Below are 23,024 nucleotides of genomic sequence, written 5' to 3'. Positions count from 1 at the left end.
GTCGGTGCCCGGGTTCCGCGGAGCCCGGGCACCGCTGCGTTCGGGGCGGGGCAGTGCCGCCGCGTCCCCTGCACGACTCCGGCCCGGCCCGGTGCGGCCCCGGCCACCCTTCCCGCCGACTCCGCCGGTCCCCGCCCGGGCCCACCCACCCGGCCCCCCAGCCCCCGATCCGGCCCCGGCCCACCCCCGCGCGCCCCCCGACCACCCTCCCGCCGACTCCGCCGGTCCTCGCCTGGGCCCCGCCTGGGCCCCCACCCACCCCGAAGGCAAGTTGAACACGTTCAAAAGATAGGTCTAGAGTCGGTTCCGCGCAGGCGGGACAAGGCTCCGCCTGCACTTCGGCATGCTCGGCATGGAGGTGTGCGAGATGGACGGCGACTCGGCGGTCATCCTTCGCAAGGTCCGACGGTGGCTCTGGTTCTTCCTGGTCGGCCTGGTGCTCAGCGGTCTCACCGCGTTCCCGCTGGAGACCGAGACCCGCTGGCTGGCGGACTTCGCCGCCGGCCCGGCCGCGCCGCTGAGCGATCACCTCCCCGGCGCGACGGCCTGGATCGACCGGGTCCACACGGGCGTCGCCGAGACCAACGCGCGGTACCCCTTCCTCGCCTACGGCACCGACTGGCTGGCCTTCGCCCACCTGGTGATCGCCGCCGCCTTCTGGGGGCCGCTCAAGGACCCGGTCCGCAACATCTGGGTGATCCGCTGGGCCGTGCTGGCCTGCGGGGCCGTCATCCCGCTGGCGCTGATCTGCGGCCCGCTGCGCGGGATCCCGCTGGCATGGCGATTCATCGACATGTCGTTCGGCGTCTTCGGCGTCATCCCGCTCCTGCTCGTACTGCGGGCGCTGCGCCCGCTGGAGCGCGCGTTCCGGGGGCCGGCGACCGCCGGTTGAGCCCGGGCGGCCCGCGCGCCCGGCTCGCACCCCGGCGCGACCCCGCGCGGCGCCGCCCCGGGGCGTGCGGCCCCGGGCACACGCCGCGGCGCCCGCGGGGCTCCGGGTCACGGGCAACGGCCTTCATCCGCAGGCCCTACCATCTGGCTCAACAGCTGCTGGGAGGCGGACGGGCGTGGCCGATGCGGTGATCGATCTCAATGCGGACCTCGGAGAGGGGTTCGGACGCTGGACCCTGACCGACGACGAGGCCCTGCTGTCGGTGGTGACCAGCGCCAACGTCGCCTGCGGGTTCCACGCCGGGGATCCGTCGACGATGCGCCGGGTCTGCGCGCTGGCGGCCGAGCGCGGCGTCCGGATCGGCGCCCAGGTCTCCTACCGCGACCTGGCCGGCTTCGGCCGCCGCGCGATGGACGTGCCCCCGGAGGAGCTCGCCGACGAGATCGCCTACCAGATCGGCGCCCTCCAGGTGTTCGCCCGCGCGGCCGGCTCCAAGGTCTCCTACGTCAAGCCGCACGGCGCCCTCTACAACCGGGTGGTCGGCGACTCCGAGCAGGCCGAGGCCGTGGTGGCCGGCGTGCTGCGGGCGGGCGCGGTCTGCGACGGGCCGCTGCCCGTGCTCGGCCTGCCGGGCTCGCTGCTGCTGGAGGTGGCCGAGGGCGTCGGGCTCCCGGTGGTCGCCGAGGCCTTCGCCGACCGCGCGTACACCCGTACCGGCACCCTCGTGCCGCGCCGCGAGCCGGACGCCGTGGTGCACGACCCCGAGTCGGTGATCACCCGCGCCGTCGCCATCGCCCGGGACGGCACGGTGGAGGCCGCCGGCGGCGAGCGGATCGCCGTCGAGGCCCGCTCGCTCTGCGTCCACGGCGACACCCCCGGCGCCGCCCAGCTCGCCTGGCGGATCCGCGGCGCCCTGGCCTCCGCCGGGGTCCGGGTGGAGGCCTTCACGTGACACCGGGGACGGTGCGCCGGGTCGGCGAGCGGGCGCTGCTGGTCGAACTGCCCGGGACGGCCGAGGTGGCCGCGCTGTACGGCTGGCTGAGCGAGCGCCGGGAGTCGGGGGCGCTCGGTGCGGTGGAGGAACTCGTCCCGGCCGCGCGCACCCTGCTGCTGGACGGCGTCGCGGACGTCGACGCGGTCGCGGCCCTGCTGCGCACCGCCCGTCCGACGGCGGCGGCGGCCGGGGTGGCGCGCGGACCGCTGCTGGAGGTCCCGACCGTGTACGACGGAGCCGACCTGGCCGAGGTCGCCGCGCTGTGGGGGGTCTCCGTGGAGGCCGCCGTCCGGATCCACACCGGGCCCGAGTACGTCGTCGCGTTCTGCGGCTTCGCCCCCGGCTTCGGCTACCTCACCGGCCTCCCGGCGCCGTACGAGGTGCCGCGCCGGGCCACCCCGCGCAGTTCCGTCCCGGCCGGCTCGGTCGCCCTGGCCGGCCCGTACACCGGCGTCTACCCGCACCCCTCCCCCGGCGGCTGGCAGCTGATCGGCCGGACGGCGCTCGCCCTCTGGGACGCCGACCGCGAGCCCCCGGCCCTGCTGGCCCCGGGCACCCGGGTCCGCTTCACCGCGGAACGGGCCTGAGGGGGAGGCGAGTTGAACGAGCTGGTGGTGGAGCGGCCGGGACCGCTGACCACGGTCCAGGACCTCGGGCGGCGCGGGGTCGCCCACCTCGGGGTGCCGAGGGCCGGGGCGCTGGACGAGCCGGCCCTGCGGGCGGCCAACCGGCTGGTGGGCAACGAACCCGGGGCTGCCGGGCTGGAGACCACGCTCGGCGGGGTCGCGCTGCGGGCCGTCGCGGCGGTCCTGGTCGCCGTCACCGGTGCGCCCTCGCCCGTCCGGGTGGACGGCCGGCCGGCCGCCTGGGGCGCACCGGTCCTGGTGCCGGCCGGAGCGCTGCTGGAGGTGGGGGCGGCGACGGCCGGGGTGCGCGGCTACCTGGCGGTGGCGGGCGGGATCGACGTCCCGCCGGTGCTCGGCAGCCGCTCGACGGACCTGCTCGCCGGGCTCGGGCCGGCCCCGTTGGCCGCCGGGGACCGCCTGCCGGTCGGCACCCCGCCGCCGTACCGGGCCCGGCCCGAGCTGGTGCCGCTGCCCGCTCCCCCGGCCGAACTGGTGCTGCGGCTGCGGCTCGGACCGCGCGCGGACTGGTTCACCCCGGAGGCGGTGGCCCGCCTCGGCCGCGACCGGTACCTGGTCTCCCCGACCGGCAACCGGGTCGGGCTGCGCACCGAGGGCCCGCCGGTCGCGCGCGCCCGGGACGGCGAACTGCCCAGCGAGGGAATGGTGTTGGGCGCGGTGCAGATTCCGCCGGACGGCCGGCCGGTGGTGTTCCTGGCCGACCATCCGACCACCGGCGGCTATCCGGTGATCGGCGTCGTGCCGACCGCCGACCTCGCGGCCGCCGCCCAGGCCCGGCCGGGGACGCCGGTGCGCTTCGTGCCCCTGCGGGAGCGCTGAGCGGGAGCACCGGGCGACCCACGACCCCGCTCACCCCTGTTCCAGCGCCTCCGCCGCGGCGGCCGCGAAGCCGTCCGGGTTGTCGATCATGATGTTGTGCCCGCAGTCCGGCACCGCGACCACCCGGACGCCGGCCGCACGGAGGGCGTCGGCACCGGCGGGCTCGCCGTCCGCCGCCGGGTGGAGGAAGGTCCGCGGGAGGTCGAGGTCGAGCAGCAGCTCGCGCATGGTCGGTTCGGTCGCCCTGGCGAGGTGGCGGGCGCTGCGGTGGAGCGCCTCCGGGCCGGCCAGCCGCATGGTGGACCACCAGAACGGGCCGACCCGCTCGGCGACTTCGCCCAGGCCACCGGCCAGGAACTCCTCCTCGTCGTAGGCCGCGATGCCGCTGCTGCCGGGGCGGCGCCGGTCGGGGTCGATCCGGTCCAGGTTGGCGTCCACCAGGAGCAGCCGCTCGACCAGGTGCGGGTGCCGCCGGGCGAGGACGATCGCGACCGCCCCGCCCATGCTGTGGCCGACCACCTCGACCCGGTCCGGCCCGGCGGCCGCGACCGCCGCCGCGACCGCGTCCGCGTGCTCCTCCAGCGTGTAGCCGAAGTCCGTCGGCCGGTCGCTGAGGCCGAAGCCGAGCAGGTCCAGCAGCAGCGAGCGCCGCCCGGCCAGCAGCGGGTGGGCGGCGACGGCTGCGAAGTAGGCCGGCGAGCTGGAGCCGAGCCCGTGCAGGTAGAGCCGGACCGGCTCGGCGCCGGGCAGCTCGACCCAGCGGATCCGGTCGCCGTTCGGGGTGACGGGGGCCTCGCGCATGCTCACTCGCTCCTCGTTTGTGGGGGCCGGCCCGGGGTGCCGGCCCGGGGGTTTCCGGCGGACGAGCAGGACCATACCTCGAACACGAGGTATCACGATAGCGAGATACCCATGCCCCGAGGGACGGATCTGACAGAGTGGCCCCATGCTGAAGCTCGCCATCCTCGGGTTCCTGTACGACCGCCCCCTGCACGGCTACGAGCTGCGCCGCCACCTCGCCGCGCTCACCGGGCACGTCCGACCGATCAGCGACGGCACGCTCTACCCCGCGATCAAGCGTCTGGAGGCCGACGGCCTGCTGGTCCGCGAGACCGAGCCGGGCAGCGCCGCCGCGCCCCGGCACACCCTGCACCTCACCGGGGCCGGCCGCGCCGCGCTGCTCGACCGGCTGCGCGAGCCCGAACCGCTCGACGTCAGCGACGAGAACCGCTGGTTCACCCTGCTCGCCTTCCTGCGGCACCTCGCCGACCCCGCCGCCCAGGCCGCCGTGCTCCGCCGCCGACTGGCCTTCCTCGCCGAGCCGGCCAGCTTCTTCTACGAGGGCGACCGCCCGCTCGGCGCCGAGGAGTTCGACGACCCCTTCCGGCGCGGCCTGCTGCTCGTCGCCCGCGCCACCACCGAGGCCGAACTCGCCTGGCTGCACGCGACCCTGGCCGACCTGGAGGACGGCCCCCGGTAGCCCGGGCCCCGAACGCGCCGCGGCCCGCGCGGACCTGCCTCCGCCCTCTTCCCCCGCCCACCCGTCCGTGTTCCGATGAACGGCATGGCAGACGAACGACGCGATGGCTACGACGGAACGGGCGAGGGTGCGATCACCCCGGACGGCTGCGCCGTCGAGGTGTGGACCCGCCTCCCCGCGGGCGACGCCCCGGACGTGATCGAGGCGGCGGTGCCGCCCGGCGCGCACATCCTCGAACTCGGCTGCGGCGTGGGCCGGATGACGCACCCGCTGACCGACCGCGGCTTCACCGTGACGGCCGTGGACGAGTCCGCCGACATGCTGGCCCGGGTCCGCCCGGACGTCCGCACGGTGCGCAGCCCGATCGAAGGACTGGACCTCGGCGAGCGCTTCGACGTCGTCATGCTCGCCTCCTTCCTGGTGCACGCCGGTGACGTGACGGTCCGCCGGGGCCTGCTGGAGACCTGCCGCCGGCACGTCGCCGAGGACGGCTGCGTGCTGGTGCAGCGCGAGGGCGAGGACTGGCACCGGAACGTGCCGCGGGAGAGCTCGATCGGCCCGGACGGGCGGGCCCGGCTGGTCTCGGCCACGCCGGTCGGCGACGGCGTCAACTCCGTGCGGTTCGAGTACGTCTTCCCGGACGGCACCTGGACCCAGACCTTCCTGTCCCGACCGCTCAGCACCGAGGCGTTCGAGCGGGCGCTCGCGGAGGCCGGTCTGGTGGTCGAGCGCTACCTGACGGCGGACCGCACCTGGGTCCGGGCGCGGCCGGTGCTGTAGCTCCCGGCTGTCGCCGGAGCGGCAGGGGCCCTGTGCGCAAAGCCGGAACAAAGGGTGAACAAAGAACTGTCACTTTCACCCCGTACCATCAGCCGCGCGCCGGGCTCGCGCGCGGCCCGCGGGCCGGGCGGGTCACGGTGGTCCCGCACGCCCATCCGACCCGCAAGGACCCGCCCATGCCGCCCCTGCCCCTCGCCCGACGGATACCCCCGGCGGGTGCCCGGTGATCGATTGGTTCCACGGGGCCGTCCTCGGCCTGATCCAGGGGCTCACCGAGTTCCTGCCGGTCTCCTCCAGCGCCCACCTGCGGGTCTTCTCGGCCCTGCTCGGCTGGGACGACCCGGGTGCGGCCTTCACGGCCGTCACCCAGCTCGGCACCGAGACGGCGGTGCTGATCTACTTCCGCCGGGACATCGCCTCGATCATCAAGACCTGGGCACTGTCCCTGTTCCGGCCGGCGCTGCGCTCGGACCCGGACGCGCGGATGGGCTGGTTCGTGATCATCGGCACCCTGCCGATCGGCATCCTGGGCAAGCTGTTCCAGGACACCATCGAGACCCACCTGCGCGACCTGCGGATCATCGGCACCACGCTGATCGTCTTCGGCCTGATCCTGGCCTTCGCCGACCGCACCCGGGCCGTCCGCCACGCCCGTCCGATCACCGACCTCACGCTGCCGCACGCGGGTGTCTACGGCTTCGCCCAGGCACTGGCGCTGATCCCGGGCGTCTCCCGTTCCGGCGGCACGATCAGCGCGGGTCTGCTGCTCGGCTACAGCCGGGAGGCGGCGGCCCGCTACTCGTTCCTGCTCGCCATCCCGGCGGTGCTCGCCTCCGGGGCGCTGGAGCTGTTCAAGATCGGCGAGGGACCGGCCCCGGCCTGGGGGCCGACCATCCTGGCCACCGCGATCGCCTTCCTGGTCGGCTACGCGGCGATCGCCTGGTTCCTGAAGTACATCTCGACGCACAGCTTCCTGCCGTTCGTCGTCTACCGGGTGCTGCTCGGCGTTCTGATCATCGGACTGGTTGTCGGCGGCGTCCTGACTCCGGACGCGGGCGCGGTGAAGTAGAACCGGGTTCCACAAACCAGGACCCGCGGAAACGAGTGGGCCGGGACACCGACACGGTGTCCCGGCCCACCGAACGTTGTGGACCCTAACGCCCGAACTCCCGGGCGGCGGTCAGCCGGCCGCGTACGGCGGCGTGGACCTCGGCCTCCTCGGCCGGGTCGGCGGCGAGCCTGCGCAACCGCTCCAGCACACGCGCGTCGCCCGTGGTGGCGACATGGCGCGCGGCGAGCTCACGCGTGGACTCCTCGCAGTCCCAGAGGCACTCGACGGCGGGCCCCTCGGGAAAGTGCACGTCGGTCGCGGCCAGCGCCTGGGCGGCGCGTCCGCGCAGCTCGGAGGAGGCGGCCTCCCCGTAGACGTGGCGCAGGACCGGGACGGCGTCGGCGGCGGCCAGCCGCCCCGCACCGTCGACCAGCGACCCGAGCCCGGTACCGCTGACCCCGCGCACGGAGATCCAGCGGCGCAGCCCGGCCACCACCAGCGGCGCGTCGGCCGGCTCCCCGGCGTCGGCGAGCAACTGGACGGCGGCCTCGCCGAGCGCGCTGTCGGCGCCGCCGCTGGCCGGGTCGGCCCAGCGGCGCGCCTGCGTCAGCACCTCGGGGCCGCGCATCCGGCCGAGCAGCTCCAGGGCGGCCCGGACGATCCGGTCGTCCACGTCCGCGGCGGCGGCCTCGATCAGTTCGACGGCGGCCGGGTCGCGCTGTTCCACCAGGTGCCGCAGGGCGGCCCGGCGGGCGCCGGGCAGGCCGTCGCGGGCCGCCTCCAGCAGCAGCGGGCGGTCCTCCGGCCGGACGACGGCGGTCAGGCAGCGGGCGGCCGCGGCGGCGCGGCGGTCCACCGCGTCGGGGCCGGACGGCGAGTCGGGGCCGCGCGCGGGCTCCGGGCGGGCGTCGGGCCGGCCGAGGAAGGCACCGGCGCCGAGGCCGCCGAGCTCGCCCTGGTCGGCCCAGGCCAGCACGTCGGCGGTGGACCAGCCGGGGGTGACCCCGCTGCGGTTGATCTGGCGCTGCCACAGGTCGAAGGGTGACTGCTCGCTGGCCGCCGCCACTCTGGGGTGGTAGGCCGCCCAGAGCCGCCAGGGCCGGGGCTCGTACGCGTTGCGGATGAACTCGCGCAGCTCGGCGTCGCCCTCGGGGCCCGGCTCGAAGTGGTCCAGTACGGCGGTGCCGAGCAGCAGCAGGCCGCGGTCGTCGTCGCGCAGGGCCAGCTCGTCGAGGGCCCACGCCCAGTTGGCGCCGGTGGCGGCGTACTCGCGCAGCATCAGCAGCGCGTCGCGCCGGCCGTACGCGGCGAGGTGGCCCAGGACGGAAAGGGCGAGGCCGGTGCGGCTCTCGTCGTCGGTGACCAGGTCCTCGGCGGAGTGGAGGTGGTCCTCGATGCCCTCGAGGGGGGCTTCCAGGTCCATGTAGATGCGCGCGTAGTAGAGGGAGCGGCTCTCGACCTGCCAGTCGGCTCGCGGGTCCCTGGTGACGCACTCCTCCAGCGCGGCGATGGCCTCGGCACGGTCGGCGGCCAGCGCGTGGAGCTGCCCGTCACCACGGCCTCGCTGAAGGAGGCCTAGGAGGCTGGCACTGGGTGCTATCACTGGCTCGAACATGAGGTCAGCATCCGTTGCGGCGGTCGGAGTGGCAACGGGATTTCCGTCGCCGGGGTCTCTGGTCGGTACTGCGGTGGGCGCCCGGGCGCCGGAATCACCGAAGGTTACCGCCTCGGGCCCCCGTCCGCACACAGGGCGACGACGGCTCCGGCCACAGTGGCATATGCCAGCGGAAATTTTGCCCGCGTTCTGTCGAAATCACCCACAGGGGTGACAACGCTGTGCGACAGTCTTCTCACTGTCCGAACGGCCCGCACACCGCGGGCCGTGTACCGAGCGATAGGTCCGCCATGAACATGCCATTAGGCGCCACCCGCCCGCCGGGAGCCGCCCACGTGGACGGCGCCCCGGCGGGCGGGGGCGGTACGGCGAGCGCCGGGAGCGGCACGGCGAACGGCGTCACGGTCGGCGCCGGCGGCCCGGGCGGACACGGCACGGGCGACGGTACGGGCGACGCCGACAGCGGAACGGACGGCAGAGTGGACGGCACGGCCCAGGAGCCGACCGGCCCGTACCTCGGCGCCGGCGGCGACCACGACGCGATCACCGACGACGGCCCGATCGGCTCCGCGGAATGGGATCTGCTGACCGACGGGATCCAGTGGAGCCCGGAGGCCTACCTCCTCCTCGGCTGCGAGCCGGGCCACGGCCCGCTCAGCCTCGACCGGCTGCCCGACCGCCTCCCCGAGGCGGACCGGCCGCTGCTGCGGCGGATGATGACCGACGCCCTGGTGCACGGCCGCTGCGCCGCCGGCACCCTGCGGGTCCGCCGGTCCGACGGGCGCTACGACGGCGTCGAGTGCGCGGGCGAGCCCGTCCTCGGCACCGACGGCACGGTCGTCGCGCTGCGCATGCTGCTCCGCCCGGCCCCGCCGCACTGAGCGCACGGCCCCCCTCACCCCGAGCCCACAACCCCCGCCCCGCCGTACCGCGCCCGACGGCCCGGCCCGGGCCCGTACGTCCGCGGGCCCGTCAGGTCAGCCGGCGCCGGTTCTTGGCGTCCGCCGCCCGCAGCGCCCGGCCCAGCTCCTCCCGCAGCTCGTCCACCACGGGCAGCCCCCGGTACTGCGCGGTCAGCCGGTACATCTCGCGCAGCCGGTCCCAGGTCCGGTGCGAGGAGTTCTGGCCGATCAGGTTCATCACCATCTTGGCCTGGAACCGCGCCGCGTCCGGCTCGCCGGTGAGCAGGTGCACCGAGGCCAGGGTGATCCGGTCGAACAGCGCCGACCGCAGCTGCCCGGTCCCCTCCCGCAGGGTGATCACCCGCTCCGCGTGCCGGCGGGCCTCGGGGGCCGCCCCCGGGTCGTGCTCGGAGAGCGTGCGCAGCACCAGGGCCTGCATGCCGCGCAGTTCGGCCTCGTCGAACACCTGCATCCACGAGGGCGGTGGCTCCGGTGCCTCCTCGGTGAACAGGTCCTCGGCCTCCCCGAGCAGCCGGTAGGTGTCCTGGGAGTGCCCGATCGAGGCGTGCGCCCACGCCTCGACGGTGTTGAGCATGGCGCGCGTTCTGGGCAGCAGCCGGCCGCCGGCCGCCTTGGCCGCCGACATCAGGTCCAGCGCCTCGTCGGCCCGGCCCAGGTGCACCATCTGCCGCGCGGCCCGGGAGATCGCCTCGCCGGCCCGTGGCCGGTCGCCGGCCTCCTTGGCCGCGTCGGCCGCGATCATGAAGTACTTCTGGGCGGTGGGCTCCAGCCCCACGTCGTGCGACATCCAGCCCGCCAGCACCGCCAGGTTGGCCGCGACCAGCCACAGCCGCTGCTCCACCGCGGTTGCGTGCCGGTGCGTCAACAGGCCGCCGACCTCGTTCAGTTGACCGACCACCGCCTTGCGCTGCAACCCGCCGCCGCGGGCCGCGTCCCAGGCCCGGAACACCTGTACCGAGTGCTCCAGCGACTCCACCTCGTCGAGCCCGACCGGGCCCGCGTCGTACACGTCCGCCGCCGGGTGCGCTCCGCCCCCGGCGACCGCCTGTCGCGGCCCTGGGACGGAGGCCGCGTACGCGACCGCGTCCCCGCCCAGCCAGCCCTTCAGCGAGTCGGCGATGACCGCCCCGGCCGTGAGCGCGGCTCCGGCGCCCACCAATCCACGTCGGTTCAGCATGAGGTCCATTCCCGTGAACTCGGTGAGGACCGCGGCTGTTCGATCCGGCGACCATGGCACTGCTGCGGACGCGTCCGCTCCGGACCTGGTGGGCCGGTGTCGTTCCAGACCGAGGTCCTCAGTGGTGACGACACGGCCGAGCCGCTCCGTGAACACGGCCGCCAGCACCCGCGGCACCGGATCGCGCGGGATCTCCCCCTGCTCGATCCAACGCCGTACCCTCGACGTGTCGGTGGACAGCTGCAACTGCCCCATCGCGGCACCCCGACGGTTGACCAGCCGCGCCAGCTCGCCCTTCGACCATCCGGTCAGGACGAACAGGTCGGCCAGTCGGGTGTTGGGTTCCCTGCTCAACGAAGCCCCCAGGTTCCTCGGCTGATCCGAGGCTAGAGGCTCGGGCAAGTGCCGGGCGAGCATTCGCCACCGTTCGCCAGGGCCCGCCAGACTACTAAGCCAGTGCCCGACGGGTGTGTTGTAGGGGTGCGCCACCTCGCCCCCCGGGTCGGGCGGTGTCCCACCAGCGTCGGGGCTGTCCCCCGACGGTGGCACGGGGCGCTCCCGGTCCTCACCCGAGGGGGTGGCGCGGCCGGGTGGCGCGGGAGCGCCGGGCACGGCCACGGCAGTCCGGCCGACCGCATTCCCCAGGGTGCGGACGGCCGGAGCACCGCCGACCAGGGGTTCCTGACCCCGCGTCCGTGCCCGGCGCCCGCGCACCACCGACCGCACCGCTACGGGGTACCGCGCGGAGCAGCGCACCGCACGACGTACCGCACCACCCGCAGGGCCGCCGTCACGCCAGGAAGCACACGGCACCGGCCCTCCCCCGCCCCCGCGGGGCAAGCACCCGCCGACGGACCGGAAGGGACCTCCCTCAGCCCATGTACTCCTCAGCGACGACCCCCACGCCCACCGCGACCCGCCCAGCGCTGCGCCCCCCCACCGCAGCCGCCGGCCGCACCGGCCCCAGGGCCGTGCCCCCGGCGAGCCGTCCCGCGGTCCCGCGCGGCGCCGAGGGCCGGGCCACGGACACCCGGGTCGTCCCGACCGGCCGTACGGCGCTGGGCCCCGCCGGCCGTACCGCGCTGGGCCTGCGCGCCCCCGAGACCGCCCTGCCGGGCGGCGGCCGGATGCCGCTGGCCCGGCAGGCCGACGGCCAGGTGCTGCGGGCCCGGCGGCCCGGCCTGCCCGTCGGCGGCGGCCCGGAGCGGATCGACCCGTCGGCGCTCCAGACCCCGGCGGTCCGGGCGGCGCTCGCGGGCGTCTCGCGGATATGTCCCGCGTTCACCCCGCGCCAGGTCCTGCGCGAGGGCAGCCGCCACATCCTGGTGGCGGGCACCATCGGGCGGGCTCCGGTGGTCGCCAAGTGCCTGGCGCCGCAGGCGGTGCGGAGTGAGTACTTCGAGCAGCTGGTGGCCGACTTCCACCACGAGGTGGCGGTCTACCGGGCGTTCGTCCGGCACCGTCCGCCGGTGCGGCTGCCCCGGCTGGTGGCGGCCGACCACGACCGGTGCGTGCTGGTCATGGAGCGCGTCCCGGGGCGCCCGGCGGCCCGCGAGCGCCACCCGGTCAACGCGCCCACCCCGGGCGAGGTGCGGGCGCTGCTCACCGCGGTCCGCACGCTGAACCTGTGGCGGCCGCCGACCGACGTCTTCCAGCCGCGCCTGGACTACCAGTTGGAGATCTCCCGCTACCACTCGGTGGGCCAGCTCACCGACCGGGACGCCGGCGACCTCCGCGGCCTGCTGCACGGCCTCGGCAGCACCCCGCTCCAGCTCTGCCACGGCGACGCCCTGCTCAGCAACATGCTGCTGGCGCCGTCCGGACCGGTGCTGGTCGACTGGGAGCAGGCCGGCTGGTACCTGCCCGGCTACGACCTGGCGGTGCTCTGGAGCGTCCTGTCCGGGGACACCGCGGCACGCCGCCAGATCAGCCAACTCGCCCAGAGCGGCGGCACGCTGGCCCGGGACGCGTTCCTGGTGAACCTGGTGCTGGTGCTGATGCGGGAGATCCGGCTGTACGACGTGCCGGGCGCCGGCGAGGAGCAGCGGATCATGATCCGCCGGCTCTACGACGACGCGGCGCTCGCCCGCCGGGCCGTCCGCGCCGCGGTCGGGACCCGCTGAGCCACCGCCTGGGCCCGTCGGACCACCGTCAGGACCCGCCGGGCCCGGGAGTTCGACCACGGGCCCTACGGCCGGGCGCCCCGCTCCAGGGCGGCCCGGCCGGCGGCCTCCAGGACGGTCTCGTCGGGGGCCAGGTGCACCCGGCTGCTGAGCACGTCCCGCAGGTAGCGCTCCAGCGGGTGACGCCGGCTCAGGCCGGGGTTGCCGGTGAGGGCGACGGCCTGCTGGACCACCGCCGTCGCGGCCCGGGTGGCCAGCAGGTGGGCCGGACCGGTCCGGGCGACGGCCTCCTGGTCGCCCCGGTCCACCCGGGAGGCCAGGCCCTCGACCAGTTCCTCGGCCCCGATCAGCTGGGCCTCGATCTCGCCGAGGGCGGTCCGGTAGCGGGGCAGGGTGCCGAGCGGCTCGGTCAGATTGGCCGGGGTGCGCTGGTTGAGGAAGCGGATCAGCCACGCCTCGGCGGCCCGGGCGACCCCGATCGCCACGGCGGAGAGGGCCAGGTCGTGCCAGGCCGACGAGAGCTCGGCGTCGGCGTCGGCACTCTGACGGGCCGTCCGGCGACCGTTCGTCAGGCCGAGCGCGAGGTCGCCCGGCACCCGGACCCCGTCCAGCACCACGTCGTGGCTGGCGCTGGCCCGCAGCCCGAGCTGGTCCCAGGTCGGGTCGATCTCCAGGCCCTCGCTCTCGCCGCGGACCAGGAAGGTGCCGATCCGCGGCTCCTCCTCGTCGGTCCGCGCGGTCACCGCCATCCAGGCGAGCGCCTCGGCTCCGGTGCAGTACGTCTTCCGGCCCGTCAGCAGCCAGCCGTCGCCGTCCCGTCGGGCGACCGTGCCGGGCAGCTCGCCCGCCCCGGCACCGGGCTCCGCCCGCAGCGTGTTGACCAGCGCCGGGCCGCGCCGGGACTCGGTGAGCAGCCGCCGGTAGCCCGCCGTCGGCCAGTCGGCCCGGCGGGCCTGCTCGGCGTGCTGGAGCAGGGTGAAGGCGGTGACCACGGCCACCGAGGCGTCCCCGCGGCCGAGTCGGGACAGCACCCGGACGGTGTCGGCGAGCGTTCCGCCCGGACCGCCGTACCGCTCGGAGACGGTGAGGGTGAGCAGTCCGGCCTCGTGGACGGCCTCGATCCCCTGGTACGGGAAGGTCGCGTCGCGGTCGTGCTCCTCGGCGCGGGCGGCCAGCAGGTCGACCACCCGGGGCAGTCCGGCGAGGGCGGTCTCGACCGCGCTCCGGTCGGGTGCCGCGCCGACGGGGGCCGAACTTGTGGGTGTGGAACCGGTGGATTCGAGATGGCCGGAACCCGTCGGTTCGGAACCCGCCGGCGGAGCGGCGGTCCGCGAACGGCGTCCGGCGGACGCGCTCCTGGGCGAACGGTTGTCGGCGGGGCGGTCGTCGGACGCGTGGTCCTCGGACGAACGCTCGGCGGTCGAACGGTTGGCGGCGCGAGTGGTCATGATGCTGTGCCTCCGGGCGGCAGCGTGGGCTCGGCAGGTACGGGCGGCACGCCGTACGGGCGCGCGGTGGCGATCGGCGGCCCCGGAGGCCGGCTCACGGCCCGCCCCTGGTCCCGGCGCCGACCGGACACCCGGCCGATCGCCCGCCGCCGGGGGACGAATCCCCCCTCAGCGGCCCGGACACGCCGCGCTGGCGGTGCGCCGCAGGTCCAGATGCCTGCGACGGGTCAGCAGCGGAAGGCGGCACGGCATGTTCGCGACTGTACGAACCGTTGATCGATACCGTCAAGCAGCGTCCGACCCCCGGGCGGAGCCGGCCGGCCCCGGCGGGATCAGCCCTGCTGGAACATGTCCGCGGGGAGCGGCTTCAGCAGCTGATACAGGTCGTCCGAAATCGGTCGGTCCCAGGACGCGACGGTGACCAGGACGCCGTCGCTGCGGCCGAACTGGGCGCAGAACACGCGCTCCTCGCTGACCTTGACCTTCTTCACGATCAGCAGGTCATCCCCGAGCATCACCGGGAAGTCCTCGGCCGAGACGAACTCGACCGGCTCGTCGTTCTCCAGCGCCGCGAGCAGCTGCCGCACCTCGAAGGGCACCTCGTCGCCGGTCTCCCGGGCGGGCGAACCCTCGGGGAGGTTGCCGATGAACATCGCCGGACCTCTGCCGCCGAACAGGTCGTAGCGCAGGAAAATCCCCTGGCAGGAGCCGTCCGGGCCGGTCATCATGGCCGCACCGAAGTCACCGGGCCAGTCGCCCGGGTCCATCGCGAGCACGTCGAAGTCCGGGCCGGCGGGCTGTCCGGAGCGACGGCGGAGAAAAGACATGGGAACATCGTACGTGTCCGGCACACCGCGTTCGCGAGGTGGGTGGGGCACCGCCGGGGGGTGGCCGGGAGATCGACGCTCAGAGACCAATGTTGACTCTGAGCAACCGTCCGGGCTACGTTCGGTTCAGCACGACAGCCGTTCTGGGTTTCACCCTCCGGGGGGACGGCATGTCGCAACGCGGCCCTACACGCGTTTCCCTCACTGTGCACTTGTCGTGCCGAACCGCCGAGCACCCAGCTTCGTCGTCGCACACAGCACGAACACACAAGCCAACAGTTCCAAGTTTCACAAGCCAGATCCGCGGGGCCCCGGCCCGTCGCTCCCGTGGATCTGCTCGGGACGCCGCCGCGTGGGGGCGTGCGGGTCCCGAGCACCGGTGCCGTCATCCGAGTCGCTCTCGGCTTCGGCGCCAACCTCCCGGCGACTGCCGGCCCCATCTCGGGGCCGGGACCGGCCGACGCACCCCGGTGCGCAGGGGATGACTGGGAGGATGGCCTGGCAGTACTGCCGGGCCGCACAGCAGGCGCCGTGTCTGGCCGCGTGGGGGCGGTGGGCACGGCGTCTGCCCGTGCTCTTACTCTGAGCTGCGTTTGTCTAACAGTCAACAGAAATTCTGACGGGGCACGCTCAATGGATCATCAGTTGTGATGTTTCGGACCCGAAAGATCGTCTACGGAGCGGACCCCCGTCGACCGGGGGTCCGCTCCCGTGGTGCCGGGCGCCGGCTCGGCGCCGACGGGCTCCGCGCGCCTCGGCTCAGGTGAGGTCGAACTCGCCGTCCCGGGCGCCGAGCACGAAGGCCCGCCACTCGCCCGGCGTGAAGACCAGGACCGGCCCGTCCTCCTGGCGGCCGTCCCGCATCCCGATGTAGCCGTCCACGAAGGCGATCTGCACGTCGCCGACGCCCTGGCTGCTGCACAGCCACTCCGCCCCGGTGAAGTCCACCCTGGGCTTCCCGTTCGGCGCCAGATCCGGCTGCACCACGCTGACCTCCGTGTCCGTCCCGCTGTTGGATCCCACTGACCGATCTCCTCCCGACGGCGTTCCTGGGCCAGCCTAGCCACACCGCCCGGCCCCGGTCAGCGGGTTGACGAGGACTCCTCCGGGCGGGGACGGGTGCGGCCGGAGGACGGGTCGAGGCGTGTCCCGACCGGCGGGGGCGGCGGGCAGCTGCCAGAGTGCTGCCAGGGCGCCGTACGACCGCTTCCCCGGCCCGGCCCGGGAGGTGCCGGGGCCCGGGCCGCTCCGCCCTGACCGACCGGGACAACCGGTTCGACCGAGCGCGCCTTGCCAGAACGATCCACCGACCGACCCGTTCGAGGGAGCAGCCGATGAGCCGCCGGGACGGCACCCGCGCCGACGTCATCCCCATCTCCGACGCCCCCTCGGCCCATCCCCCGGCACCCCGGACGCCTCCCTCACCCACCCAGCTGCCCCGGCCGACCCCCGCCCGGACCGCCACGCACGGACGGGTCGGGATCGTCCTGGTCTCGCACAGCCAGGAACTGGCCACCGCCGTACGCTCCCTCGCGCTCGCGTTGACCGGATCCGACTCCCCCGCGCCGGTCGCGGCGACCGGCGGCGACCCGTCGGACGGACCGGGCATCAGCGCCGTCCTGGTGGCCGCCGCGACCCGGCGGGTGGACCAGGGCCACGGCGTGGTGGTGCTCGCCGACCTCGGCGGGGCGGTCACCACCGTCCGCGCGCTGCTGGCCGACGCGGACGAGCACGGGCTGCCCTTCCCGGTCCGGTTCGCCAACGCCCCGTTCGTCGAGGGCGCGGTGGCCGCGACCGCCACCGCCACGGCGGGCGGGGACCTGGCCGCGGTGCTGGACGCGGCGGAGGAGGCCTACCGGCAGTACAAGGGCTGACCGGCGCGGGCGGGTGGTTGAGGACCTGCGGCGGGCCGTGATGGGCCCGCCCCCGGGCTCAGGGGCGCTCCTTGCCCTCCCAGGTGAAGACCGCCGGGCCCTCGCACTCCAGCGCGTGGCGCAGCCGCTCGTGCTCGCTCTCGATCATCGGCGGCAGCTCGTCCAGCCCGAACCAGCCGACGTCCAGCGACTCGTCGTCGTTCACCCGCGCCTCGCCGCCGACCGCGCGGCAGCGGAAGGTCAGCACCAGGTACTGCGTCACATCGCCGTTCGGGTACGTGACCTGCGGCGAGACCGTGACGGAGGCGAGCAGCTCGGGCACGACCACCACCCCCGTCTCCTCCTCGCACTCGCGCACCACGCCGTCGGCGGGCTGCTCGCCGGGGTCGAGGATGCCGCCGACCGGCGCCCACCGGCCGTCGTCGGCCCGGCGGGCGAGCAGCACCCGGTCGCGGTCGTCCAGCACGACGGCGACGACGGCGCTCAGCCAGAGCGGGCGGGTTCCCACGATGGCGCGGAGCTCGGCGAGGAAGGGGGGAATGGCCATGGGCCGCAGCCTATCGGGGCGGCTCCGGGCCGACCCGGTGCGCCCGGCCGGTGTCGGGCCGCAGCAGGGCGAGCACGGTGAGGCCGAGGATGCGCAGGTCGAGCCCGAACGAACGGTGCTCGACGTACCAGAGGTCGAGCTCCGCCCACTCGGGGCGGCTGAGCGGGCGGGGCGTCCGGCCGCGGCTCAGGGCCTGCAGCTGGGCCCAGCCGGTGAGGCCGGGCCGGACGGCGAGCCGGCCGCGCTCCCGGCGGGAGTAGTGCGCCGCCTGGTCCGGGCCGACCGGCAGGGGCCCGATCACCCCCATGTCGCCGCGCGCCACGTTCCACAGCCGCGGCAGCTCGTCCAGGCCGGATTGCCGCAGCAGGGCGGTGAGCCGGCCGTCCCCTCCGGTCCGGAAGCGCAGGAGCTGGAACTCGCGGCCGTGCCGGCCGGTCCGGATCTGCCGCTGGAGGACCGGGCCGCCGGTGCCGCAGCGGAGCAGGACGGCGATCAGCAGGGCCAGCGGCAGTGCGACGACCGCGGCCAGGGCGGCGACGGCGAGGTCGCCGGCGCGTCTCATGAGACGGCCGCGGCGCGATCCGGTCTACCGCTCATCGCTCCACCTCCACGGCGCTTCGAGCCGGAAGAACGCCTTCACAGTAGAGGCGGGATGAAGCTGTCGTCCGGGAATGGTGAAAGAAGAGGGCCTGAGATTGTCCGACTGGACGATATTCAGTCGGTCTGACCAATTTCGCTCGATCGGCCGTTTCGGAATTCCGAGAGCGATCGACGTTACGGGTGGGGGCAACGCCCGGACGGAACCCGCCGACCGTACGGCCGGTACGCCAGCCGGGGCGCCGTCAGAGCGCGGCGCGGCGCCGGTCGCGGAACACGCCGAAGGCGATCCGGCCGAGCAGCAGGACGCCCGCGGCCAGACAGCCGGCCACCGCCATCGCCCAGGCCGGCCCGTCACTGTCCGGCACGAACACGGCCACGACGATGCCGAGCGCCAGGCAGGCCAGGCCCACCACCGTCAGCGGGACCTGGTGGGTGACCAGGGCTCCGCCGCTGCACGCGCGAGCCATCCGGGAGGCCCCGTGGAGGTGGAAGGGGTCACGGTCCGCATCTGCCATGAGCCCAAGGTACCCCGGGGCGGCGCGGGTGGCAGCCCGCAGGGAGTGAAGGTCCGGACACGCTGCGCAACCGGGGGATCCGGGCTGGTCAGCGGCACGCCGGGCCCGCCCCGAAGTGTGTCCGAGGCGTCCGGGCGTGCATTCCGGCTCCACAATCAGTCCACGAAAAATCCTCGTCCCCCCGGTACAACCATCCGTCCGGTGCAGCGGTCTCAATGGCATTGAGTGATCCAGGAGCCGTTCGAGGGACGGGTGTGAACCCCCCACCGAGAACAGGAATATCCAGGAGCGGAGCCGCCGCCCCTGGAGTCGGAGGCCGGGCTCCGTCCTCCGGCGGTACCGCCACGCCGCTCGGCGAACGAGGGGGAACCGTGCCGCAGTCCCAGTCCAGTACATCGATCTCCATGGCCCGCGCCCGGCCGGCACCCCGCATGCGCGCGCTGCCCCTGACCGTCGGGTGGTCGGCGGACCGGCACGGCACCGGCCGGCCCACCGACCGTCCGCACGGCGACCACCTGCACGGCGATCACCTTCGCGGCGATCAGCTCGGCGGCGATCTCCTGCACGGCGACCGTCGGCGCGAGGAGCACCGCCACGGCACGCACCTGGACGGCGGGGGCCGTCACCGGGCAGCCGTCGACACGGAACAGCAGGACGCTCGGGGCGAATGGCTGCGGTTCGCCCCCGTCCAACCGCTGTTCCGGGCCCTGGCCGCCCAACGGCTCGCGGTGCTCGCGTACCACGGGGTGACCGACCACCGCTCGTTCGGCGCCCAGCTCGACCGGCTCCAGCGGCTCGCCACGCCGGTCTCGCTCGGCGCGGTCCTCCAGGCCGTGACCGAACGGCGGCCACTGCCGCCCCGGAGCGTCCTGGTCACCTTCGACGACGCCGACCGGAGCGTCCTCACCCACGCCCTGCCCGCCCTCGACGCCCGGGGCATTCCGGCCACCGCGTTCGTCATCTCGGAGCTCATCGGCACCGAACGGCCGTTCTGGTGGCACGAGGCCGACTTCCTCGCCCGGCACGGGGGCCGGGCCCGCTCGCTCGACTGTGGACACCCGTCCCAGCTGCTCCGGCGGCTCAAGGCCATGCCGGACCCGGACCGGCGGCGCAGTCTGCACGAACTGCGGGTCAGCGCCGACCGGCGGCCACCCCGCCAGGAGCAGCTGACCCCGGCCGACCTGCTCGCCCTGCGGGACGGGGGCGTCGCGATCGGCAACCACACCCAGGGGCACCCGTGCCTCGGGCGCTGCGACGACGACACCGTGCGCGCCGAGATCACCGGCGCCCACGAGGCCCTCACCCGCTGGCTGGGCGAACCGCCGATCGCCTTCGCCTACCCGGACGGCGGCCACGACGTCCGCGCCGAAACCGTCCTGCAGGAGCTCGGCTACCGACTCGGCTTCCTCTCCGACCACCGCCTGGGCCCCCGGCTCCCCTCCCATCCCCTCCAGATCAGCCGCCTCCAGGTCGACTCCACCACCAGCACCCGCCGCTTCGACACCATCCTCTCCGGCCTCGAACCCGCCTACCGCCGCTGGCGCCGCCAGGCCGTCGCCTAGCAACGGGCGCCATCACGCCGCACAGGAAGTCGGCCGGGTCGACTTCCTGTGCGGCGCGCACCCCGGCAGCCCATCCCCAAAGCAACCAATCACTCGAGCCAATCCCGCACCAAAAGTCGGCCGGGCCGACTTCTCGCGCGCCCAGCCAAGTCATTTCGGGCGCCCGGAATGCCACCCCCGCCCCCGCAAAAAGTCGACTCCACGCACTCGACTTCCGACACAAACCCACCCCAGAAGTCGGCCCGCCCGACTTCTGGCGCGCCCCAAGAGGCTTCAGCGAGTGCATGCTCAACGGGCTGGGCGAGCCCGGCCGCCACACAGGAAGTCGGCCGGCCCGACTTCTGGCGCACCCCGCCACGTTCACACAGAAGCCGCAACGGCCGGCCGCTCGCCACGCGGAGAAGACGCGGCCGGACCAGGCGCGTCCACTGCGCGAGAAGTCGGCCTGGCCGACTTCCTGTGCGCAGGCGGGCCCCGGGCTGGCAATCAACCGGCTCGGGGCGCGGGACGTGTAGCCGCAGCATCCCAGCGCGGCACCGGAGCTCGACCAGACGAACCTCCCGCACGCCGCCGGGAAGCCCGGAACGCTCGCTGCACGAAAAGTCGGGCCGGCCGACTTTCTGCGCGATTCGAAGCAGCGACTCCGCGAAAAGTCGGCCGGGCCGACTTCCTGTGCACCAGCAAGCCCAGGGCTGGCGACCAACAGACTCCAGGAGCCGGGCTGCCCAGCCGTTGCATCCGGGCATGGCGCAGGAAGTCGACTGGGCCGACTTCCCATGCAAGCAAGCCGGGCACGGGCCCGCGTCCGGGGACTCTATGCGCATAGAGGCCAGGGCGATTGGCCGCTTGAGTCGGGGGTGGTGCCACTCGAAGCGGTCGTTGCGCGAGAAGTCGGCCAGATCGACTTCCCGTGCGCCGACTCTCGGCCGACATGCGCAGGAAATCGGCTGGGTCGACTCCCTGCGCATGTCGGCGGGCCGGATCCCATGCCCAGCGGCTCTATGCGCGTAGAGGCCGTGGCGGCCAGACGCTCATCCTGGGGAGGCGGGGCGGTTCGGGGCAGTCGTTGCACCAGAAGTCGGCCGGGTCGACTTCTCGTGCGACCGACCAGAAGGGCTTCAGGGAGCGGGCTGCGCGGGAAGTCAGCCGGGCCGACTTCTCGCGCGGTCAGCCGATGAGGGTGGCGAGGGCGTTGCCCTGGGGGTAGAGGGCGGCGGCCGGGGGGAGGTGGGCGGGGGTGCCGGCGTGGAGGACGGTGAGGGTGCCGGTGCCGGTGCGGGTGGGGTCGGCGACGCGGCGGATGGCCTGGGCGGCGACGGCGTCGGCCGAGCCGTGCAGGGTGAGCCCCGGGGCGGCGGTCGGGGCGACGGCGGCGCGGATGCGGTCGTCGACGAGTTCGTAGTGGGTGCAGCCGAGCACGATGGCGTCGGTGCCGGCCGGCGTCCGGGCGGCGGCGTCGGCGATGGCGGCCGTGACGGCTTCGTCGTCGCCGTGCTCGACCGCGTCCGCGAGGCCCGGGCAGGCGACCTCGGTGATGTCCGCCGAACCGCCGAAGTCGCGGATCAGCCCGCGCTGGTACGCGCTGCCGGTGGTGGCCGGGGTGGCCCAGATGGCGACCCGGCCGCCCCGCACGGCGGCGGGCTTGATCGCCGGGACGGTGCCGACCACCGGCAGCCCGGGCTCCAGCTCGGCCCGCAGGGTGGCGAGCGCGTGGACGGAGGCGGTGTTGCAGGCGATCACCAGCGCGTCGGGTTCGAGCGCGGCGGCGGCCCGGCAGCAGCCGAGGGCCAGCTCGGTGACCTCTTCCGGCGTACGGGGCCCCCACGGCATCGAGGCCGGGTTGGAAGAGAGCACCAGATCCACGTCCGGGCGCTGCTTCCGAAGGGCGGCGGCGGCGGCCAGCAGGCCGATTCCGGAGTCCATCAGTGCGATCTTCACGGCTCAAGACTTTAGTCGATCCGCCCGTCGGGCCCGGTTCTGCGGCAGACTGCCGGGGTGACCGTCCTGCTGTGGATCGCCGCGTTCTCCCTGCTGGTCTGGCTCTGGCTGGCGTGCTGCCACGGCTCGTTCTGGCGCACCGACGTTCGGTTGCCGCCGCGTCGCCCGCCGGTCCGCTGGCCGCAGGTGGCGGTCGTGGTGCCGGCCCGGGACGAGGCCTCGGTGGTCCCGGTGAGCCTGCCGACGCTGCTGGCGCAGAAGTACCCGGGGCGGGCCCGGGTGATCCTGGTGGACGACCACAGTTCGGACGACACCGGCGCGCTGGCGGCGGAGCTGCGGACGATCGACGGGCTGGAGCTCACCGTCACCACCCCTCCCCCGCTGCCGCCGGGCTGGACCGGCAAGCTGTGGGCGCTGCGGCACGGCGTGGAGCTGGCCGGTCCGGACGCCGAGTACCTGCTGCTGACGGACGCCGACATCGCGCACGGCCCGGATTCGCTGGCCGAGCTGGTGGCCGCCGCCGAGAGCAACGGCCTGGACCTGGTGTCCCAGATGGCCCGGCTGCGGGTGGAGACCGGCTGGGAGCGGCTGATCGTGCCGGCCTTCGTGTACTTCTTCGCCCAGCTGTACCCGTTCCGCCGGAGCAACCGTCCGGGTGCCCGGACCGCGGCCGCGGCCGGCGGCTGTTCGCTGGTGCGGCGGGAGGCGCTGGAGCGGGCGGGCGGGGTGGCGGCGATCCGCGGCGCGGTGATCGACGACGTGTCGCTGGCCCGGGCGGTGAAGTCGACCGGCGGCCGGACCTGGCTGGGTCTGGCCGACGACGTGGACAGCGTGCGTCCGTACCCGCGGCTGGAGCAGCTGTGGCGGATGGTGTCGCGCAGCGCGTACGCCCAGCTCAGGCATTCGCCGGCGCTGCTGCTCGGGACGGTGCTGGGGCTGGCGCTGGTGTACCTGGTGCCGCCGGTGGCGACGGTGGCCGGGCTGGTGGCGGGCGCGCCGGCGGTGGCCGCGGCGGGTGGGGCGGCGTGGGCGCTGATGGCGGGCACGTACCTGCCGATGGTCCGGTACTACGGGCAGCCGGCCGCGGCCGTGCTGCTGCTGCCGTTCACCGCGGGGCTGTACCTGCTGATGACGGTGGACTCGGCCGTACAGCACTGGCGCGGCCGGGGCTCGGCGTGGAAGGGACGGACGTACTCCCGGGCCTGAGAAACCCGC

At 74.9% G+C, this 23,024-nt stretch carries 23 protein-coding genes; 12 read left to right on the top strand and 11 right to left on the bottom strand.

Annotated features, from left to right (window positions below; translation table 11 throughout):
• Positions 1-352: 352 nt before the first annotated feature.
• The 4 genes from ACFY4B_RS38985 (at position 353) to ACFY4B_RS38970 (ending at position 3,349) form a co-directional block, all read left to right on the top strand.
• Complete coding sequence (locus tag ACFY4B_RS38985) at positions 353-892, top strand: hypothetical protein (protein ID WP_387976033.1); 540 nt, start codon at positions 353-355, stop codon at positions 890-892.
• Positions 893-1,067: 175 nt separating this feature from the next.
• Complete coding sequence (locus ACFY4B_RS38980) at positions 1,068-1,844, top strand: LamB/YcsF family protein (RefSeq protein WP_234348727.1); 777 nt, start codon at positions 1,068-1,070, stop codon at positions 1,842-1,844.
• Positions 1,841-2,473 carry a 5-oxoprolinase subunit PxpB gene (gene pxpB, locus ACFY4B_RS38975; protein ID WP_380777760.1) on the top strand — a complete coding sequence of 211 codons (633 nt, stop codon included), beginning with the start codon at positions 1,841-1,843 and terminating at the stop codon, positions 2,471-2,473. Before ACFY4B_RS38980 ends, pxpB begins: the two co-directional genes overlap by 4 nt.
• Positions 2,474-2,485: 12 nt before the next feature.
• Positions 2,486-3,349: a biotin-dependent carboxyltransferase family protein gene (locus ACFY4B_RS38970; protein WP_387975999.1), complete on the top strand. Its 864-nt coding sequence runs from the start codon at positions 2,486-2,488 to the stop codon at positions 3,347-3,349.
• A gap of 30 nt (positions 3,350-3,379) precedes the next feature.
• Here the strand turns inward: ACFY4B_RS38970 and ACFY4B_RS38965 are convergent, their stop codons facing one another.
• Positions 3,380-4,150 (bottom strand): alpha/beta fold hydrolase, encoded by a 771-nt coding sequence (locus tag ACFY4B_RS38965; protein WP_387975997.1) that lies wholly within the window; start codon positions 4,148-4,150, stop codon positions 3,380-3,382.
• A gap of 145 nt (positions 4,151-4,295) precedes the next feature.
• On the opposite strand from ACFY4B_RS38965, the gene ACFY4B_RS38960 reads away from it, so the two are divergent.
• From ACFY4B_RS38960 to ACFY4B_RS38950, 3 genes are all read left to right on the top strand, one after another.
• The gene (locus ACFY4B_RS38960) at positions 4,296-4,829 is read left to right on the top strand and encodes a PadR family transcriptional regulator (RefSeq protein WP_375876688.1); all 534 of its coding nucleotides are present in this window, start codon (positions 4,296-4,298) and stop codon (positions 4,827-4,829) included.
• 84 nt (positions 4,830-4,913) lie between these two features.
• Positions 4,914-5,609, top strand: coding sequence for a trans-aconitate 2-methyltransferase (locus ACFY4B_RS38955; protein WP_117492442.1), 696 nt, complete (start codon positions 4,914-4,916; stop codon positions 5,607-5,609).
• A gap of 226 nt (positions 5,610-5,835) precedes the next feature.
• A complete protein-coding gene (locus ACFY4B_RS38950) occupies positions 5,836-6,678 on the top strand; it encodes an undecaprenyl-diphosphate phosphatase (protein WP_375876712.1) in 843 nt (280 codons plus the stop codon).
• A gap of 85 nt (positions 6,679-6,763) precedes the next feature.
• On the opposite strand, the gene ACFY4B_RS38945 is transcribed toward ACFY4B_RS38950, so the two are convergent.
• The gene (locus tag ACFY4B_RS38945) at positions 6,764-8,275 is read right to left on the bottom strand and encodes a HEAT repeat domain-containing protein (protein WP_387830694.1); all 1,512 of its coding nucleotides are present in this window, start codon (positions 8,273-8,275) and stop codon (positions 6,764-6,766) included.
• Between the two features lie 290 nt (positions 8,276-8,565).
• Between ACFY4B_RS38945 and ACFY4B_RS38940 the strand changes: the two genes are divergently transcribed.
• On the top strand, positions 8,566-9,156 hold the full coding sequence (locus ACFY4B_RS38940) for a hypothetical protein (protein ID WP_387975994.1): 591 nt from the start codon (positions 8,566-8,568) through the stop codon (positions 9,154-9,156).
• Positions 9,157-9,247: 91 nt separating this feature from the next.
• On the opposite strand, the gene ACFY4B_RS38935 is transcribed toward ACFY4B_RS38940, so the two are convergent.
• A complete protein-coding gene (locus tag ACFY4B_RS38935) occupies positions 9,248-10,729 on the bottom strand; it encodes a hypothetical protein (RefSeq protein ID WP_074006361.1) in 1,482 nt (493 codons plus the stop codon).
• A 524-nt stretch (positions 10,730-11,253) separates the two neighbouring features.
• Between ACFY4B_RS38935 and ACFY4B_RS38930 the strand changes: the two genes are divergently transcribed.
• The gene (locus ACFY4B_RS38930; RefSeq protein WP_338016391.1) at positions 11,254-12,498 is read left to right on the top strand and encodes a phosphotransferase; all 1,245 of its coding nucleotides are present in this window, start codon (positions 11,254-11,256) and stop codon (positions 12,496-12,498) included.
• Between the two features lie 65 nt (positions 12,499-12,563).
• Here ACFY4B_RS38930 and ACFY4B_RS38925 read toward each other — a convergent pair whose 3' ends face one another.
• From ACFY4B_RS38925 to ACFY4B_RS38910, 4 genes are all read right to left on the bottom strand, one after another.
• On the bottom strand, positions 12,564-13,946 hold the full coding sequence (locus tag ACFY4B_RS38925) for an acyl-CoA dehydrogenase family protein (protein WP_387975992.1): 1,383 nt from the start codon (positions 13,944-13,946) through the stop codon (positions 12,564-12,566).
• Positions 13,947-14,114: 168 nt separating this feature from the next.
• Entirely contained in the window at positions 14,115-14,198 is an 84-nt protein-coding gene (locus ACFY4B_RS38920) for a putative leader peptide (RefSeq protein ID WP_350526312.1), read from the bottom strand.
• Between the two features lie 80 nt (positions 14,199-14,278).
• Positions 14,279-14,773 (bottom strand): hypothetical protein, encoded by a 495-nt coding sequence (locus tag ACFY4B_RS38915; RefSeq protein WP_049656052.1) that lies wholly within the window; start codon positions 14,771-14,773, stop codon positions 14,279-14,281.
• Positions 14,774-15,532: 759 nt separating this feature from the next.
• Positions 15,533-15,760, bottom strand: coding sequence for a DUF397 domain-containing protein (locus ACFY4B_RS38910; RefSeq protein ID WP_234348556.1), 228 nt, complete (start codon positions 15,758-15,760; stop codon positions 15,533-15,535).
• 347 nt (positions 15,761-16,107) lie between these two features.
• On the opposite strand from ACFY4B_RS38910, the gene ACFY4B_RS38905 reads away from it, so the two are divergent.
• A complete protein-coding gene (locus ACFY4B_RS38905; RefSeq protein ID WP_082345992.1) occupies positions 16,108-16,647 on the top strand; it encodes a PTS-dependent dihydroxyacetone kinase phosphotransferase subunit DhaM in 540 nt (179 codons plus the stop codon).
• Between the two features lie 58 nt (positions 16,648-16,705).
• Here ACFY4B_RS38905 and ACFY4B_RS38900 read toward each other — a convergent pair whose 3' ends face one another.
• The 3 genes from ACFY4B_RS38900 to ACFY4B_RS38890 all read right to left on the bottom strand — a co-directional run bounded on the left by ACFY4B_RS38900 (position 16,706) and on the right by ACFY4B_RS38890 (position 18,309).
• Complete coding sequence (locus tag ACFY4B_RS38900) at positions 16,706-17,194, bottom strand: NUDIX domain-containing protein (protein ID WP_049656056.1); 489 nt, start codon at positions 17,192-17,194, stop codon at positions 16,706-16,708.
• Between the two features lie 10 nt (positions 17,195-17,204).
• On the bottom strand, positions 17,205-17,756 hold the full coding sequence (locus ACFY4B_RS38895) for a sugar transferase (protein WP_049656058.1): 552 nt from the start codon (positions 17,754-17,756) through the stop codon (positions 17,205-17,207).
• 280 nt (positions 17,757-18,036) lie between these two features.
• Positions 18,037-18,309 carry a hypothetical protein gene (locus ACFY4B_RS38890; protein WP_143204765.1) on the bottom strand — a complete coding sequence of 91 codons (273 nt, stop codon included), beginning with the start codon at positions 18,307-18,309 and terminating at the stop codon, positions 18,037-18,039.
• 431 nt (positions 18,310-18,740) lie between these two features.
• On the opposite strand from ACFY4B_RS38890, the gene ACFY4B_RS38885 reads away from it, so the two are divergent.
• Positions 18,741-19,871 (top strand): polysaccharide deacetylase family protein, encoded by a 1,131-nt coding sequence (locus tag ACFY4B_RS38885; RefSeq protein WP_387975990.1) that lies wholly within the window; start codon positions 18,741-18,743, stop codon positions 19,869-19,871.
• Positions 19,872-21,038: 1,167 nt separating this feature from the next.
• Here ACFY4B_RS38885 and ACFY4B_RS38880 read toward each other — a convergent pair.
• Positions 21,039-21,809: a glutamate racemase gene (locus ACFY4B_RS38880; protein ID WP_375876694.1), complete on the bottom strand. Its 771-nt coding sequence runs from the start codon at positions 21,807-21,809 to the stop codon at positions 21,039-21,041.
• 57 nt (positions 21,810-21,866) lie between these two features.
• Between ACFY4B_RS38880 and ACFY4B_RS38875 the strand changes: the two genes are divergently transcribed.
• Entirely contained in the window at positions 21,867-23,015 is a 1,149-nt protein-coding gene (locus tag ACFY4B_RS38875; protein WP_049658710.1) for a glycosyltransferase, read from the top strand.
• Positions 23,016-23,024 lie beyond the last annotated feature (9 nt).

This window comes from Kitasatospora sp. NPDC001261 (assembly GCF_042896795.1).
Lineage (GTDB): Bacteria > Actinomycetota > Actinomycetes > Streptomycetales > Streptomycetaceae > Kitasatospora.
This window is presented reverse-complemented; position numbering and strand designations above follow the sequence as displayed.

Excerpts from the sequence above, each read along its gene's own strand:
- ACFY4B_RS38985 (WP_387976033.1), top strand. The coding sequence starts at position 353 with ATGGAGGTGTGCGAGATGGACGGCGACTCGGCGGTCATCCTTCGCAAG.
- ACFY4B_RS38965 (WP_387975997.1), bottom strand. The coding sequence starts at position 4,150 with ATGCGCGAGGCCCCCGTCACCCCGAACGGCGACCGGATCCGCTGGGTC.
- ACFY4B_RS38960 (WP_375876688.1), top strand. The coding sequence starts at position 4,296 with ATGCTGAAGCTCGCCATCCTCGGGTTCCTGTACGACCGCCCCCTGCAC.
- ACFY4B_RS38955 (WP_117492442.1), top strand. The coding sequence starts at position 4,914 with ATGGCAGACGAACGACGCGATGGCTACGACGGAACGGGCGAGGGTGCG.
- ACFY4B_RS38945 (WP_387830694.1), bottom strand. The coding sequence starts at position 8,275 with ATGTTCGAGCCAGTGATAGCACCCAGTGCCAGCCTCCTAGGCCTCCTT.
- ACFY4B_RS38940 (WP_387975994.1), top strand. The coding sequence starts at position 8,566 with ATGAACATGCCATTAGGCGCCACCCGCCCGCCGGGAGCCGCCCACGTG.
- ACFY4B_RS38930 (WP_338016391.1), top strand. The coding sequence starts at position 11,254 with ATGTACTCCTCAGCGACGACCCCCACGCCCACCGCGACCCGCCCAGCG.
- ACFY4B_RS38925 (WP_387975992.1), bottom strand. The coding sequence starts at position 13,946 with ATGACCACTCGCGCCGCCAACCGTTCGACCGCCGAGCGTTCGTCCGAG.
- ACFY4B_RS38920 (WP_350526312.1), bottom strand. The coding sequence starts at position 14,198 with ATGCCGTGCCGCCTTCCGCTGCTGACCCGTCGCAGGCATCTGGACCTG.
- ACFY4B_RS38915 (WP_049656052.1), bottom strand. The coding sequence starts at position 14,773 with ATGTCTTTTCTCCGCCGTCGCTCCGGACAGCCCGCCGGCCCGGACTTC.
- ACFY4B_RS38905 (WP_082345992.1), top strand. The coding sequence starts at position 16,108 with ATGAGCCGCCGGGACGGCACCCGCGCCGACGTCATCCCCATCTCCGAC.
- ACFY4B_RS38900 (WP_049656056.1), bottom strand. The coding sequence starts at position 17,194 with ATGGCCATTCCCCCCTTCCTCGCCGAGCTCCGCGCCATCGTGGGAACC.
- ACFY4B_RS38895 (WP_049656058.1), bottom strand. The coding sequence starts at position 17,756 with ATGAGACGCGCCGGCGACCTCGCCGTCGCCGCCCTGGCCGCGGTCGTC.
- ACFY4B_RS38890 (WP_143204765.1), bottom strand. The coding sequence starts at position 18,309 with ATGGCAGATGCGGACCGTGACCCCTTCCACCTCCACGGGGCCTCCCGG.
- ACFY4B_RS38885 (WP_387975990.1), top strand. The coding sequence starts at position 18,741 with ATGCGCGCGCTGCCCCTGACCGTCGGGTGGTCGGCGGACCGGCACGGC.